The organism is Pleomorphomonas oryzae DSM 16300 (genome assembly GCF_000422965.1).
GTDB classification, from domain to species: Bacteria; Pseudomonadota; Alphaproteobacteria; order Rhizobiales; family Pleomorphomonadaceae; genus Pleomorphomonas; species Pleomorphomonas oryzae.
Genome location: NZ_AUHB01000002.1, coordinates 409,511 through 422,078, shown reverse-complemented (window position 1 = coordinate 422,078; position 12,568 = coordinate 409,511). Strand labels below are relative to the sequence as shown.

Here is a 12,568-nt window from a genome sequence, read left to right as displayed (position 1 = left end):
TGGCCCCGAGGCTGAAAACCCCGCGTTTTGGGCCCTTCCTCCACAAACGTCAGACCGTCATTCGGCGGCAACGTTTCTCAAAACACGCCTGTGCTGGAACCAGACGCGTCCCATTTCCGAGAGGCTGCGCAAGGCAACCACGATGACCAGCAGGCCGCCCGACAGGGCGCTCGAAACGTGGCTCGACACACCGACGAGCTGAAGACCGGTCTGCAGATAGCCGACCAGCAGCGCAGCCAGTGCCGTGCCGAGAATGGTGCCCGAGCCGCCGTAGATCGACGTGCCGCCAAGCACCACGGCAGTGATCGCCGGCATCAGTGCCGTCGTGCCGAAGTCGGAACGGGCCGAGCCGAAATAGGAGGCGAGGATCAGGCCGGACAGCGCCGCCATCAGGCTGGTCAGGGCATAGGCGACCACCAGGGTGCGGAACACCGGCGTGCCAGCATAGGCGGCAGCGCGCGGGTTCTGGCCGATCAGGTAGACGTAACGGCCGAAGCGGGTGCGGTGCAGCAGCGCCATGAAGCCGACGGTCAGCGCCAGGAACAGGGCGAAGGGCAGCGGCAGGCCGACGACCTGGAGATTGGCGAGATTGACGAAGGCCGGGTCGAAATTGCTGATACCCTCGTAGCCTGTCGCTCCGGCGAGACCCGACAGCACCAGTGCCGCGCCACCGTAGAGGAAGCCAGTGCCGAGCGTGATGACCAGTGGGTTGACCTTGGAGAGATGAATGGCGACGGCATTGAAGACGCCGCCAAGCGTGCCGACTGCCAGAGCAGCCACAGCCGCCCCCCAGATATCGACGCCGTCCACCCAGAGTATGCCCAGGGTGATCGCTGACAGGCCCATCACCGAGCCGAGCGACAGATCGATACCACCGGTGATGATGACCAGCGTCAGCGCCAGAGCCGTGATGCCGATGTGAATGAAGTCGGAGGTGGCGTAGAGCAGCATGGATGGCTGCAGGAACACCGGGTTGATGGCACCGAACAGCAGGATCTCGGCGATAAGGAGCAGCGCGAGCACGCTTTCCCAACGCTTGAGGGCAGGATGGAGTCTCATTTGCGCGCCTCCGAGGTCTCGAGCGTCGTGTTGAGCGGCCGGGCGGCGGCCTTGGCGGCGTCGGCGTGCTGACCAGCCGCCTGCGGATCGATGAACTTGCGATATTTCTGGTAGCGAAGGTGGTGATCGACGGCCTCACGTATCTTGCCGTCGGTGATCAGCACCACCAGCAGGATGGCGCCGGCGATGATGTCGTTCCAGTAGGCCTCGAGGCGCAGCAGCACGAGGATGCTGTCGATCGAGGTCATGAAGTAGGCGCCGAGGGCCGCACCGAGTACCGTGCCTGTACCACCCAGAAGGCTGACACCACCGAGCACGCTCGAAGCGATGGCGCGCATTTCCATGCCGGTACCGGCGGTGTTGGGGATGAAGCCGATCTGCGAGGCGAAGATGACGCCGGCCAGGGCCGATAGAAGTCCGTTGAGACCGTAGGCGGCGATCTGAACTTCGTTGACGCGGATACCGATCAGTCGGGCGCCCTCCCGATTGTCACCGACGGCGAACATCGCGCGGCCGAAAGCCGTGTAGCGCAGGCAAAGATGGGCAACGATCAGCAGAACCAGCACCAGCCAGGCGACCGGTGACAGGCCGAGCGATCCGGCCTTGGTCAGAGCCTTGAAATTTTCCGGCAGGCCTTCGATCCAGGCACCGCCCGAGAGGAGATGCACAAGGCCGCGATAGAGGCCGAGGGTTCCCAGGGTGGCGACGATGGCCGAGACATTCAGCAACGACACAAGAGCGCCGTTGAAGAGACCGCAGAGCAGACCAATAAGCAGCGCGACACCAATGGAGGCAGGAATACCCCAGCCGGCGTTCATCAACAGGCCGGCAACCACCGCCGCCAGGCCCATGATGGAGCCGACGGAAACGTCGAGGCCGTGCGTTGCCATCACCATGGTGGCGCCGATGGCCAGCACGAAAAGGATCAGGCTGTTGCCGTAGACGAGCAGCACGGTGTCGAAGGACAGATAGCTGCGATCGACGAGGCCGAGGATCGCGAACAGGAAGACGATGATCAGCGCGACCGAAGCTTCACGGTGGCGCTGCAGGAAGCGGATAATCATTGCGCAGCGTCCAGGTTGGCGCCGACCCCGAAGGAGAGACGGGCAATGGCGTTGATGGTGATATCGGAGCCTTCGAGCATGCCGCCCGGATAACCGTGGTTCATCACCAGCACGCGATGGCTGAGGCGTTCGACCTCTTCATGGTCGGAGGAAATCAAGAGGATGGCGAGGCCTTCGCCGGCCAGCCTGTCGATCAGCCGATAGATGTCGGCGCGGACCGCCACGTCGACACCACGGGTCGGCTCATCAAGGATGAGGACGCGAGGACCGGCGGCGAGGCACTTGGCGAGCAGCACCTTCTGCTGGTTGCCGCCCGACAGCGTGCGCACCGGCTGGTCACCGCTGGCGCAGACGATGCCCAGCAGCTTGATCTGTTCGGAGAAATCGGCCCGCTCCTGGGCGAGCGGCAGCCATTCCCGGCCACGATGCAGCACCAATGCCGAGGCGTTCCAAACCAGGGGCGCATTGACGAACAGACCGGACACCTGCCGGTCCTCGGGCAGGTAAACGACGCCGGCGTCGAGGCTGTCGCGCGGACCGTGGCTGGAGAGCGGCTTGCCCTCGACCAGGATACGGCCACGCGCGGCGGGGCGAATGCCGTAGATGGTTTCGGCGAGCTCGGTGCGGCCCGAGCCAACCACACCGGCAAGGCCCAGGATCTCGCCGGCGTGCAGCGAGAAGGTGACGTCGGCAAACCCTTCGCCGGCCAGCCCCTCGACGCGCAGCCGTTCAGGCCCGCGTTCCGCTGGAGCGGCTGCAGCATGGCCGAGCGTAAAGCCCTCCTTGCCTTCGACATGGGTCATTGCCGCAACGATTTCGGCGTCGCTGAATGTTTTCGGCGCACCAGCCAGAACAACTTGACCATCACGCAGGATGGAGACGATATCGGCGATCTCGCGGATTTCGCCGAGCTTGTGGGAGATGAAGAAGATGCCGACGCCCTGGGCTGTCAGCGCCCGGATACGCTCGAACAGCTTGCCCACTTCGCGCGGCGTCAGCGCCGAGGTCGGTTCGTCGAGAATGAGAATACGAGCGTCGCGGATCAGGCCGCGCAGGATCTCGACCATCTGCTGGTCGGCAACCTCGAGCTGACCGGCCTGCGTCGACAGCGTCATGCCGGCGCCGATCTCGGCGATCATCGTCTCGAGGCGGGCACGCAGTTCCTTGCGATTGCCGGGAACGTGCATCAACACGTTCTCTTCGACCGACAGGCTGGGGAACAGCATCGGCTCCTGCGGCACCAGGTGGATGCCGGCCTGGCGGGCCGTCACCGGCGTCATCGCCGAGGCATCCTCGCCGCACACCAGGAGTTCGCCTCGGTCAAGACGATGCAGGCCGGCAATCATCTTCATCAGCGTCGACTTGCCGGCGCCATTGCCACCGAGCAGTGCGTGCACCTCGCCAGGCCTCAGCGTCAGATCGACACCGCGCAGCACGGCGATAGAGCCGAAGAATTTCCAGATTTGCCTGGCTTCGACCAGCGGCGTGTGCTGGTCGGTCGGCGAGGTTCCCGCCATGTCGACAGTCTCCACTTATCATTGGAAACACAGATCGAGCCTGCGTTTCGTCGCCCTCCTCCGGGCGGTCCGTCGGGCATCTCATGGAGGCCCGGCGGAGCGGTTCGCGGTCCGTTGATGGCCTCAGGCGGCCTTGGCCTTGCCGGCCTTATAGATATCGTAGGCCTGATTGACGCTGGCGCCGTCATGCACGACGGCCCGCACGGCGGAAATCATCGCCACCGGACAATCGGACTGGAAGATGTTGCGGCCCATATCGACGCCGGCCGCGCCCTGGTCGATGGCCCGCCAGGCCATCTCAAGGGCGTCGCGCTCCGGCAATTTCTTGCCGCCGGCGATGACGATCGGTACCGGGCAGCCGGCCACGACCTTTTCGAAGCCCTTGTCGATATAGTAGGACTTGACGATATGGGCGCCGAGTTCGGCGCAGATGCGGGTGGCGAGACCGAAGTAACGGGCGTCGCGCACCATATCCTTGCCGACGCCGGTCACTGCCATGGTCGGAATGCCGTAACGGTTGCCGGTGTCGATCAGCTTGACGAGGTTGGCCAGCGACTGGTGCTCGTATTCAGCACCGACGTAGACGTTGGTGGTGATTGCCGAGGCGTTGAGACGGATGGCATCCTCGATGTCGACAGCCACCAGTTCGCGCGACAGTTCCGTGAGCACGCTCATGCCGCCCGAGCAGCGCAGCACGACCGGCTTGCGGCTATCGGCAGGTATAGTCTGACGCAGACCGCCACGGGTGCACATCAACACGTCGGTATAAGGCACGAGCGGGCGGATGGTCAGGTCGAGGCGCTCAAGGCCGGTAGCCGGTCCCTGGAAATAGCCGTGGTCGAACGCCAGCATGACGGTGCGGCCGCTTTTGGCCTGGAAGATGCGAGCGAGACGATCCTGCATGCCCCAGTCGAGCGAGACGGAGCCGCGCACGGGAAAGGCCTCAACCTCGACCGGTTTGTCCAATCCGAAATCCTTGCCTTCCCTAACGTCGTCCAAATCGGCCATGGGGTCCTCCAGAGGGGATGAGCGGGGTCTGCAATCAGCAGTACCAGACGTTCAAATGAACACCGCCTTATCAATTGCACGCCGGATTATTTGCCGGCGGCCCCTCAGCGTCAACCCAGATTCTGCACATAAGTGACATCGCGACCCAAAAGAATCGGAGCGCACATTTGTGGCATTCGAGAAATATCGAAATAACTCATTGATTTATCGTGCTTGCTGCTTTAGCTCCCTGAGATGTGATGCGACTTAATGATGATCAAGAACTTCATAGCTTGCGCTTATGTGCGCATCGTGATCATATGATCGACGAAAACACCGCGCCGGCGCGATCGCCGCATTGCCCGTGCAAATGTATTGAAGGTGAGTGACGTGAACGAAGCCAATGACGAGCTGGCATTCGAGCCGCACGAGGAAGAGCTGCTAAGCCGCGTTGCCTGGCACTACTACCATGACGGCCTGACGCAGAGCGAAATCGGCGAGCGGCTGAACCTGTCGCGCATCAAGGTGTCGCGCATGCTGGACCGCGGCCGGAAGATGGGGCTTATCCACGTCCACATCAATTCCAGCTATGGCGGCTGTTTTGCCCTGGAAGCCAAGCTGCAGGAAATCTATGGCCTCGACGAAGCGCGCGTCATTCCGGCCCAGGAATCGGGCAATATCAACGATCGGCTGGCCGAAGCGGCGAGCCAATATCTGATGGGCCGCCTCAAGGACCAGGAAATGCTGGCGGTCGGCTGGGGTGCCACGGTGATGGGCACGCTGCAGCGGCTGGCCCGCACCCTCTCCTACCGCGACATCTCGCTGGTCAGTCTGACCGGCGGCGTGTCGGCCTACATCGAAGGCGTCGCCTCCGGCCGATCGTCTCAGAACGTCCATCTCATCCCGGCACCGCTTGTCGTGTCGCAAGAGAATATTGCCGAGGCGATCCGGGCCGAGCGGCATGTCGTTGAAGTCATGAGCATGGCGCGCACCGCCAACTACGCTCTGGTTGGTATCGGCGCCGTCGCCGACGAGGCGACGCTGATCGCCTCCGGCTACGCCAGCCGCTCGCAGTTCGAGATCTTCCGCCGCCAGGGCGCCGTCGGCGACATCATCGGCATCTTCTACGACCAGAACGGTGTTCCGCTCGACCTGCCCTTCCACAAGATGCTGGTCGGGCTCGACTTCGAGGCCCTGTCGGCCATTCCTCAGGTGATCGCCGCCGCCGGCGGCCCCAAGAAAGTCGATGCCATCCGGGCCGCCGCCCGTGGTGGCCGCATCGACGTGCTCATCACCGACGAGCCGACCGCCCAAGCCATCATCGAGAAAGATCAAGCATGACCCCCCATGTTCTCGCCATTGATGCCGGCACCGGCAGCGGCCGCGCCGTCATCTTCGACATAGCCGGCCGTCAGGTCGCGGTGGCGCAGGAGGAGTGGACGCATCTCAGCGATCCTCACTACCCCGGCTCCATGGAGTTCGACTGCGCCGCCAACTGGGCGCTGCTCGCCGGCTGCGTGCGCCGGGCACTGGCCAGCGCCGGCCTGTCGGCATCGGCCATCCGCGCCGTCAGCGCCACCTCGATGCGCGAAGGCATCGTGCTGTGGGACAAGGACGGACGTGAGCTCTGGGCCTGCGCCAATGTCGACTCGCGCGCCTCCGACGAGACGCGCGCGCTGAAGGCCGCCATGCCGGGCTTCGAGCGCGAAGCCTATGCGGTCACCGGCCAGACCTTCGCGCTCGGCGCCATCCCCCGTCTCAAGTGGATCGAGCGGCATATGCCTGAGGTCCACGCCCGCACAGCACGCATGTGCATGCTGTCCGACTGGATCGTCGCGCGCCTCTCCGGCGAGATCGCCTGCGATCCGTCAAACGGCGGCACCAGCGGTCTGCTCGCGCTCGACACGCGAACGTGGGACGCCGATATCGCCCGCCGCGCCGGCGTCGACCCGACCATTCTGCCGCCCGTTCATGAAACGGGCACGGCCATCGGTCGCGTGACAGCGGCCGCGGCCGCTGACACCGGCCTTGCCGAGGGAACGCCGGTGGTGGTCGGCGGCGGTGACGTGCAGCTTGGCGCGCTCGGTCTCGGCGTTGGCCGCGCCGGGGAAGCGGCAGTGCTCGGAGGCACCTTCTGGCAGGAGGTGGTCAACATGCCCAGGCCGACCGCCGATCCGGCCATGCGGGTGCGCGTCAATCCACACGTCGTGCCGGGTCTCAGCCAAGCCGAGGGTATCGCCTTCATGGTCGGCATGACCACACGCTGGTTCCGCGACGCCTTCTGCGATGAAGAGAAGCGCATCGCCGCCGAGCGGGGCATCGATGTCTACGCCCTTCTCGAAGAGAAATCGGCAGCTGTGGCGCCGGGCGCCAATGGCATCCTGCCCATTTTCTCGGACGTGATGAATTGCGGCGCCTGGTATCACGCTGCGCCCTCGCTCTTGAACCTGTCGCTGGATGCCAGCGTCTGCGGCAAGCCACAGATCTTCCGCGCCATTCAGGAGAACGCGGCCATCGTCGCCTCTGAAAACCTCCGACTCGCCGCTGATCTCGCGGGTGTGACGCTGACGGAACTGGTCTTTGCCGGCGGCGCCTCCAAGGGGGCGCTGTGGGGCCAGATCCTGTCCGATGTCACCGGCCTGCCGGTGAAAGTGCCTGAGGTCACCGAGGCGACGGCACTGGCCGCCGGCCTCGCCGCCTGGGTCGGCATCGGTGAATATGCCTCACTGCCGGAGGCAGCCGACGCCGTGCTTCGCTGGCGCCGCCGCTACGAGCCCGACACCAGCCGCCACGCCCTCTACGGTGAAGTCACCGAGCGCTGGCGGGAGGCTTACGCCGCCCAACGTCGTCTCGTCGACACAGGCATTACCCGATCGATGTGGAAGGCCCCCGGTCTTTAGTACCGCCGCGGCGAAGACTTCCACGCGCCCAACCGTGAATTCAAGCAAGGACCGCCGCCCATTGAGGGCAGCGGCAGAGGAACGATGTTCAAAACCCGAGAAGACGAACACGACTATCGCTTCGGCGATCACGGCCCCAAGTATCTTCTGCGCGGCCCACTGATCGATATCGGCGTGGTGACGCTGCTGCCGGGCCAACATTTCAACACGCACAAGCATCAGCATATCGAGGAGAACTTCCTGACGATCGCCGGCGAGGTGCACATGTATGTCGACGGCGAGCTGCATGTGCTCGGCGTCGGCGATTTTCTTCGCTGCGAGCCGGGCGAAGGCCACCATGTGGTCAATCGCGGCGACACGCCGTGGAAGGCCGTGTTCGTCAAGGCCCCCTATGATCCCAAGGACAGCGTGCCGATCGCCTGGTCGCCTGAGGATTAACCGGTCGCACGGAGCATCGGAAGATCCGTCACGAGCGCCGCGACTGCAATGGCCAGCACGACGCCGAGCAGACCTACCGGCGGCAGCGGCAAAAGCCAAATAAGGCCGCCGGCAATGGCCGCCCCGAGGCGCGGCAGGCTGCCGCCAAGCTTCAGGCCATGCCGGAACAGGGCAGCGCCCGCAAAGTAGAGAGCAAGCCCGAGGGCCAGCCAAAAGGAAAAGTTGGCCTCTTCGGCTTCAGGTCCGAAATGCTCCTTGAGAGCGACCGATAGGCTGAGCACGCCGCCGATCATCACCAGGAAGGCAAACCAGTAGGAGACGAGCGCCACTCTTCCGCGCTCGGCCGGGGCGATCTCGGAAAACCGCCGCTCGGCACGTCGATCATCTCCGCCGAAATAGGCGAACCACAGCGCCGTGATGACGGCCAGCGAGAGCCCCGCCTCGATCAAGCTGGTCACCACGCTACCCGCAGACAGCGAGACTCCGATTGAGATCACGCTCTCGCCGAACACGATGAGCAGCAGCAGGCCATGCCGTTCGACGAAATGGCCCGGCGAAAGGGTGAAGGCGCGCGCGGAATAGAAGAGCGCCATGCCGACCAGCACGACGATCACCAGAGCCAAGGCAATACCGTCGGCCAAGAGCGGCAGATAGCCCGACACGCCTAGGAGCAAAGCAGCCCCGGCGTTGACGAAACCGAAGCGCAGAGCAGACCGGGCAACGCCACCAAGCGTTGCGAAGGCGACAAAATGCACGGCAACAACGAACAAGGCTGCGCTGCCGACAACGGCCGTGTTCTGCTCATGCAGGCCAGGAATACCCACCGCAAGAAAGAACGTTCCGGCCATGGCCACCAGCATCACCAGCATGAGCGCCCGTGGCGAGGCGATATGGCTCGCCAGCCAGACGTAGCCGCCGTACATCCACCACAGGAAGGTCAATACCGCCAGCGCCCCCAGGATATCGATGGGCGTATGCGCCACCTTCAGGAGATGGGTGATCTGGGTGATGGCAAAGACGAAGGTAAGGTCGAACAAAAGCTCGACCGTCGCCACGCGCCGTTCGTCCGTCCCCTGCACCGCTGAGGTCATCTAGCCCCCGCCTTGAAGAACTGAGAAATGCCGACCGATGAGACTGACGCGAGAGTAGTCGATTCGAGGCGTGGCGCAACCGATGCCGGCGGCTCGGAACTTTCTCATCGAGGGGAAGTTTAGACGAAATCCATCCGCAGGAAGGAGAGGATCCATGCCACGTGGAGATAAATCCGCCTACACCGATAAGCAGAAGCGCAAGGCCGAGCATATCGAGGAGAGTTACGAGTCTCGCGGTGTTTCCGACGATGAAGCGGAGCGCCGCGCCTGGGCGACCGTCAACAAGGAAAGCGGCGGCGGCAACAAGTCCGGCTCGGGACGCGGCCGACCGGATACCCACGTCTCCTCCGAAAAAGGAGGACGGCGAGGTGGCGCTGCTTCGGCATCGCGATCGAGAGAAGATCGCTCGGCATCGGCCAAGAAAGCCGCAGCGTCCCGCTCCAAGGAGGAACGGACGGCATCTGCCAAGAAGGCCGCCGCAACCCGCAAGCGCAACCGCGAGCAGGCCGCCTGATCACAGGCGATGGATGGTGGAGCTCATGCAAAAGCTGGAGCGGGTGAAGGGAATCGAACCCTCGTGTTCAGCTTGGGAAGCTGCTGCTCTACCATTGAGCTACACCCGCGACGCGACCTAGATCGCAGCCCGGCCCGGCGCTGTCAAGAGGCGCCGAGTCAGGCGCGGAAGTGCTTGGAGAGCTTCAGCCCCTGCGCCTGATAGTTTGAGCCCATGCCCTGACCGTAGAGGGTGGCCGGCATCTCCACCATCCGCTCGTAGACGAGGCGGCCGATGGTCTGGCCATGGTCGAGAATGAAGGGCACGTCGTGGCTTCGCACTTCCAGCACGGCGCGAGCGCCCTTGCCGCCGGCCGGCGCATGGCCGAAGCCGGGATCGAAGAAGCCGGCATAGTGGACGCGGAATTCGCCGACCAGCGGATCGATCGCTACCATCTCGGCCGCCGTCTCCGGCGGCACCTGCACCGCCTCGCGCGAGACCAGGATGTAGAATTCGTCCGGATCGAGGATCAGCGACGGGCGGCCGCGCGCCTTGATCGGCTCCCAGAAGTCGGCGACATCCTGGGCAGCCTTGGCATCGACGTCGAGCACGCTGGTATGACGGCGCGCTCGGTAACCGATCAGCGCGCCCTCGCCGGCGCCGGCGAGATCGATGGACAGCGTCAGGCCATGTTCGAAACGTGGCTCCCGATCGACGAGGGGATAGCGAGCATGAAGCGCGGCTAAGGCCATGTCGTCGAGGCGGGCATCGCCGCGCCGGAAGCGGACCTGACTCAGCCGGGATCCGGCCCGCACCTTGATCGGGAAGGTGCGCGGCGACACTTCGACCCAGAGGCGCCCATGGTAGCCGGCGGCAATCTGGTCGAAGGCAACGCCGTGGTCGGTGATGAGGCGGGTGAAGACGTCGATACGGCCGGTCGAGCTCTTGGGGTTGGCGGAGGCGGACACATCGTCCGGCAGGGCTAGGGATTCCAGCACCGGCACCAGGTAGACACCCCCCGTCTCCAGCACTGCGCCAGCGGTGAGGTCGAGATCGTGCAGTGTCAGATAGCCGAGTTTGTCCTCGACGGTGGCGCCGCCACCAGGCAGAAAACTGGCCCGAAGACGATGGGCGACCGTCCCCAGGCGAAGATCCAGGCTGGCCGGCTGAATCTGATCGGCATCGAGCGGTCGTGCCGAGACTATGGCACCTGCGTCGAACAGATCACGGATGCGGTGAGCGGGAAGAATGCCGGCAGTCTCGATCATGGGCGTGCAAAGCGTCCGAAGCGTAACGTAACAGGCCGGGCCACGAAGGCACCGGCCGGACTTCTCGAAGCTCTAGCCTGTTTTGCGATGCATGGGAACTAGAATGGCCGTAGTCAGATTCCGGCGGCCGCGATGACAGCCAGCTGACCGCCGGCATGTTCAACATTCTTGCGGTAAAAGCGAACTTGTCCCTTGCCGCTCTGCTTGGCGGCATAGAGAGCCGCGTCGGCCTTGTGCAGCAGGGCAGCGACATCGAGGCTATGTTCCGGTGCCATGGCCACGCCGATGCTGACGCCGACACAAAGAGAGTGATCGTTATGGTGATAAGGGCTGCTCAGCGCAGCCAGCACGGCTTCAGCGCGCGCTTCCGCCACGCGCCGGTCATCGGTTTCAATGACCATAACGAACTCGTCGCCGCCGAGTCGAGCCACCGTATCCTCGGCCCGGCAGAACTCCCGAAGCCGACGCGCAACGCCCATCAGCACCGCGTCGCCAGCGGCGTGACCGGCGCTATCGTTGACCTCCTTGAAGCCGTCGAGATCGAGATAGAACACCGCCGCCCTGGCATCTTCACCCCGTCTCGGATCGAGCTGACGCTTCATGCGGTCGAGGAGAAGCAACCGGTTCGGCAAACCGGTCAGTGGGTCATGCAAGGCCCTCTCTTCGCTGACGCTGATCTGCCTGGCGGCGCGACGGGCAAAGGTCAGCACGACCACCGTCAGCACGAGATAGGCGGCGAAGACCAGTACCAGCCCCGGTCCGATGGCCTTGATGATTTCATCGCCCGGCAGAATGGGATCCCAAACCAGCGCGTCGCCCATGGTCCCGTCCTGGCTCATCAGCCGCAGGCGACCGGGACCGTCGGTGATTTGTCCGAAGGACGGCTCGTAGTTGAGGTTCGGAAGCATGAAGCTGTCTGAAATCAGCTTGAGGCTGGCGCGATCAACGCGGCGGCCAAGCGCCAGGATATAGCCGCCGTCGGCCGGCTTGCCCCCCTCGGCGACGGCATGGATCCCCGTAATGGCAAACAGCACGGGAGTGCCATCAACCGCGATCAATTGGGTCACCGTATCCGAGATGCGGCCAGCCCGCCAGCGGGCGATCATCTGAGCGAAGGTCGGTGGCAGAACACCACGCGCCTCTGTCGCCACCAACTTGCCATCGATACGCGAGAACAGTGTGCGGTCGTCGGGACCAAGCACGAAGAAGAAACTGTCAAATTTCTCAAGCGGCAGATGGCTGGCGAGCCATTGCCCATCGAAGTTGTCAATGACGTGCGATGCCGTTTCATCCCGGGCAGCCATGCCTGCGGCGATACTGGCGAGTTCGTCGGCAAAATGGCGTAGGGCATTCTTCGCCGTGCGCTGCTGGAACTCGATGGCGAGGTGATTCTGCTTGGAAGAGAGCATCAGCACGCCAGCGAGAGCGCCGACGAGCAGAAGAGCGATCAGGCCGAACAATGGCAGGATCACCCGCAGGAAAAATCGGCGATCAAGGCTGGTCGTCGCGTTCATCGGGGCTCCCAAAAGACGCTCGCATGACCAGTATCCTGCGATGCATCAACCAATAATCCGTGGAGGCCGGGGAATTATCTGGGTATGCCAAACGACACCTTACGAGCATGGGGAATTCCACCGTTGCCCTCTGCTGCCTGGAGCGGAACCCGCACCGGCTTTGCACCAAAAGGTACTGTCCGCTCGCTTCCGCTCCTACGGGTCAAGCGCCCGAGGCATGGCACCGGCTTGACCTTT

The 12,568-nt window shown here is 63.9% G+C and carries 11 protein-coding genes and 1 tRNA gene; 4 read left to right on the top strand and 8 right to left on the bottom strand.

What is annotated here, in order from left to right; all coding sequences use genetic code 11:
* Window positions 1–57 precede the first annotated feature (57 nt).
* The 4 genes from G522_RS0104825 to lsrF form a co-directional block, all read right to left on the bottom strand.
* Window positions 58–1,059, bottom strand: coding sequence for an ABC transporter permease subunit (locus G522_RS0104825; protein ID WP_026790061.1), 1,002 nt, complete (start codon window positions 1,057–1,059; stop codon window positions 58–60).
* Entirely contained in the window at window positions 1,056–2,123 is a 1,068-nt protein-coding gene (gene lsrC, locus G522_RS0104820) for an autoinducer 2 ABC transporter permease LsrC (protein ID WP_210162885.1), read from the bottom strand. The genes G522_RS0104825 and lsrC overlap by 4 nt, the downstream gene beginning before the upstream one ends.
* On the bottom strand, window positions 2,120–3,640 hold the full coding sequence (gene lsrA, locus G522_RS0104815; RefSeq protein ID WP_026790059.1) for an autoinducer 2 ABC transporter ATP-binding protein LsrA: 1,521 nt from the start codon (window positions 3,638–3,640) through the stop codon (window positions 2,120–2,122). The genes lsrC and lsrA overlap by 4 nt, the downstream gene beginning before the upstream one ends.
* A gap of 123 nt (window positions 3,641–3,763) precedes the next feature.
* Window positions 3,764–4,648 carry a 3-hydroxy-5-phosphonooxypentane-2,4-dione thiolase gene (gene lsrF, locus G522_RS0104810; protein WP_026790058.1) on the bottom strand — a complete coding sequence of 295 codons (885 nt, stop codon included), beginning with the start codon at window positions 4,646–4,648 and terminating at the stop codon, window positions 3,764–3,766.
* Window positions 4,649–5,017: 369 nt separating this feature from the next.
* On the opposite strand from lsrF, the gene G522_RS0104805 reads away from it, so the two are divergent.
* The 3 genes from G522_RS0104805 to G522_RS0104795 all read left to right on the top strand — a co-directional run bounded on the left by G522_RS0104805 (window position 5,018) and on the right by G522_RS0104795 (window position 7,965).
* On the top strand, window positions 5,018–5,968 hold the full coding sequence (locus tag G522_RS0104805; protein WP_051228323.1) for a sugar-binding domain-containing protein: 951 nt from the start codon (window positions 5,018–5,020) through the stop codon (window positions 5,966–5,968).
* A complete protein-coding gene (lsrK, locus tag G522_RS0104800) occupies window positions 5,965–7,527 on the top strand; it encodes an autoinducer-2 kinase (RefSeq protein ID WP_026790056.1) in 1,563 nt (520 codons plus the stop codon). The genes G522_RS0104805 and lsrK overlap by 4 nt, the downstream gene beginning before the upstream one ends.
* 84 nt (window positions 7,528–7,611) lie before the next feature.
* Window positions 7,612–7,965 (top strand): cupin domain-containing protein, encoded by a 354-nt coding sequence (locus G522_RS0104795; RefSeq protein ID WP_026790055.1) that lies wholly within the window; start codon window positions 7,612–7,614, stop codon window positions 7,963–7,965.
* Here the strand turns inward: G522_RS0104795 and G522_RS0104790 are convergent.
* Complete coding sequence (locus G522_RS0104790) at window positions 7,962–9,056, bottom strand: low temperature requirement protein A (protein WP_026790054.1); 1,095 nt, start codon at window positions 9,054–9,056, stop codon at window positions 7,962–7,964. The two genes, G522_RS0104795 and G522_RS0104790, sit on opposite strands and share 4 nt — an antisense overlap.
* A gap of 154 nt (window positions 9,057–9,210) precedes the next feature.
* On the opposite strand from G522_RS0104790, the gene G522_RS0104785 reads away from it, so the two are divergent.
* Window positions 9,211–9,570 (top strand): hypothetical protein, encoded by a 360-nt coding sequence (locus tag G522_RS0104785; RefSeq protein ID WP_026790053.1) that lies wholly within the window; start codon window positions 9,211–9,213, stop codon window positions 9,568–9,570.
* Window positions 9,571–9,605: 35 nt separating this feature from the next.
* On the opposite strand, the gene G522_RS0104780 is transcribed toward G522_RS0104785, so the two are convergent.
* From G522_RS0104780 to G522_RS0104770, 3 genes are all read right to left on the bottom strand, one after another.
* Window positions 9,606–9,679, bottom strand: a tRNA-Gly gene (locus G522_RS0104780).
* 49 nt (window positions 9,680–9,728) lie between these two features.
* Complete coding sequence (locus G522_RS0104775; protein WP_026790052.1) at window positions 9,729–10,817, bottom strand: 2'-deoxycytidine 5'-triphosphate deaminase; 1,089 nt, start codon at window positions 10,815–10,817, stop codon at window positions 9,729–9,731.
* A 113-nt stretch (window positions 10,818–10,930) separates the two neighbouring features.
* Window positions 10,931–12,331: a diguanylate cyclase domain-containing protein gene (locus G522_RS0104770; RefSeq protein WP_026790051.1), complete on the bottom strand. Its 1,401-nt coding sequence runs from the start codon at window positions 12,329–12,331 to the stop codon at window positions 10,931–10,933.
* Between the last annotated feature and the right edge of the window lie 237 nt (window positions 12,332–12,568).